This window comes from Candidatus Sulfotelmatobacter sp. (assembly GCA_035498555.1).
Taxonomy (GTDB): Bacteria; Eisenbacteria; RBG-16-71-46; order RBG-16-71-46; family RBG-16-71-46; genus DATKAB01.
On record DATKAB010000110.1, the window covers coordinates 1 to 2365 of the forward strand.

A 2365-nucleotide genomic window follows, 5' to 3' on the forward strand; every position below is an offset into this window, starting at 1 on the left:
CGCTCGTCATTGCCGCCGCCGAGGCCGGCGCCGCGATGGCGGCCCACCGCGTCGATTTCGTCGATGAAGATGATGCAGGGCGCGTTCTTCTTCGCCTGCTCGAACATGTCGCGCACGCGGGAAGCGCCGACGCCGACGAACATCTCGACGAAGTCGGAGCCGGAAATGGTGAAGAACGGCACATTGGCTTCGCCGGCGACCGCGCGCGCGATCAAGGTCTTGCCGGTGCCCGGCGGGCCGACCAGCAAGACGCCGCGCGGAATGCGTCCGCCCAGGCGCTGGAATTTGCCGGGATCGCGCAGGAATTCGACGATCTCCTGCAGATCCTGCTTGGCCTCGTCGACGCCGGCGACGTCCTCGAAGGTGACGCGGCCGTGCGCTTCGGCGAGCAGCTTGGCGCGCGACTTGCCGAAGCCGAGCGCCTTGCCGCCGGCGCCTTGCATCTGGCGCGACAGGAAGATCCACACGCCGATCAGCGCGATGAAAGGCAGCCAGGAGACGAGCAGCGAGACGAACCACGGCACGTTGTCCGACGGCGGCCGCGCGGTGATGGAGACGCCCTTGGCGTAGAGCTTCTGGATCAGCTGCGGGTCGTTCGGCGCATAGGTCTGGAAGGCGGTGCCGTTCGAGAAGGTGCCGTGGATTTCCGGACCCTGGATGACGACATCGCGCACGCGGCCCTGGTCGACCTCGTTGAGCAGCTGCGAGAAGGAGATGTCCTGCGACGAGGTGCGCTGACCCGGGTTCTGGAAGAGCGTGAACAGGGCGAGCAGCAGCAGGACAATGATCACCCAGAGGGCGAAATTACGGAGATTGGCGTTCATCAGGCGTTCCTAACGGGCCGCGCGTTCCGGCGCCTGCGGCCTTCATTTCGTGCCCAGCTTTCGGGGCGAATTAACGTCCGACCCGGACCACAATGTAGGCAGCGCGGGCCGGCAAGGAAAGGCCCCGATTCTCAAACATTCTAGCGCGCTTTTGCCCGCTTGGCCTCAACCGATCGGCGCGTGGTTAAGCGTCTGCCTCGCCGCGGCGGAGCCCTCTCTACCAGGATTTGACCGCCAGCCAATGTGACAAGAGCGCCGGCCAGAGTGCGGCGAAACGGCTGGTTTTCGCCCGTTTGCGCGGCATCGAGGGCGGATTTCAGCGTTTCCAGCTTGGCCAGCTCGACCGGACCCTCGTCGCCGAGCGCCCCGATGGCACGGCCGAGCAGGCGCAGCGCCACCTCGTCGGGCAGGCCAGCGACGCGGCGGGCTTCGAAGCTGACCGCCCCTGCCCGCGTCTCGACGGTGAGATCGCGCTCGGCGCGGTCGACCGCCGCTTCGATCGCGGCGTCCGCCCGCTTCAGGCGCCGGGCGAGCAAAGCGAGCCGGGCGGCATCGAGCCCCTCGCGCGCCAACTCGGGCATCAGCGCACGCAGGCGGGCGCGGGTGAAGCGCGGGTCGCGGTTGGAGGGGTCCTCGGCATAGCCGATCTCCGCCGCCCGCAACGTAGCGATCAGCCGCGATTTGGGAATCTCGAGCAGCGGGCGGAGGAGCATTGTCATTCCGGGGCGCTCGCGCAGCGAGCGAACCCGGAATCCAGAGCCCACGGATGGGCGTTGCTTGGTCGCCCTGGATTCCGGGTCCGGCCCTTCGGGCCGTCCCGGAATGACGGAAACTCTTTGCATTGCCCCCAACCCGGCGAGCCCGCTGCCGCGGCTCATGCGGATCAGCACCGTTTCCGCCTGGTCGTCGAGCGTATGCGCCGTGAGCACGAAGGGCGCGCCGGCTTCGTGCGCCGCTCTTCCGAGCAGCGCGTAGCGCGCGGCGCGCGCCGCCTGCTGCAGCCCGGTCGTGGGCTTCCGGCCGGTCCAGCGCAAGGTGCGATGCGCGATCTTGAGTTGGCGCGCGAGCCGCGCCACCGCCGCCGCTTCGCGCTTCGCCTCGGGGCGCAGGCCGTGATCGATGGTGACGACGATGAGCTTGGGGCCCGCCTTGCGCGCGCTACGCCAGCGGGCGGCGAGCAGCATCAGCGCGGTCGAGTCCGCGCCGCCGGAGACGGCCAGCACCAGCGCCGGCGCCGACCAGAGGTCGCCGAACAGCGTTTGCGCTTCGCGGGCCGAGACCGGAGTGTCAGTGGGCATGATCTGATCCGAGAACCGGAGCCCACTTTTAGGGCCGATGCCCTAACAATGCACGCGTTTGAGTTCCTGCGTCACGCCGCGCTTCACGCTGGCGGACGCCTTCGGGTACTTGCGGTTGACTTCGGACAGCGTAGCGCAGGCCGCTTCCTTCTTGTTCAGCGCGGCGAGCGACTGGCCGAGGCGCAAGAGCGAGTCCGGCGCCTTGCCCGCGTGCTCGTATTTGGTCGCCACGGTGAGGAAGGA

The 2365-nt window shown here is 68.5% G+C and carries 3 protein-coding genes; all 3 read right to left on the reverse strand.

Annotation, left to right across the window (positions count from 1 at the left end):
- Positions 1-824 (reverse strand): ATP-dependent metallopeptidase FtsH/Yme1/Tma family protein (locus tag VMJ70_09915; GenBank protein ID HTO91437.1); only part of this gene is annotated, 824 nt, incomplete at its 3' end.
- A 140-nt stretch (positions 825-964) separates the two neighbouring features.
- Positions 965-2122 (reverse strand): tRNA lysidine(34) synthetase TilS, encoded by a 1158-nt coding sequence (tilS, locus tag VMJ70_09920; GenBank protein ID HTO91438.1) that lies wholly within the window; start codon positions 2120-2122, stop codon positions 965-967.
- A 42-nt stretch (positions 2123-2164) separates the two neighbouring features.
- Positions 2165-2365: tetratricopeptide repeat protein (locus VMJ70_09925; GenBank protein ID HTO91439.1), on the reverse strand; the 201-nt coding region annotated here is incomplete at its 5' end.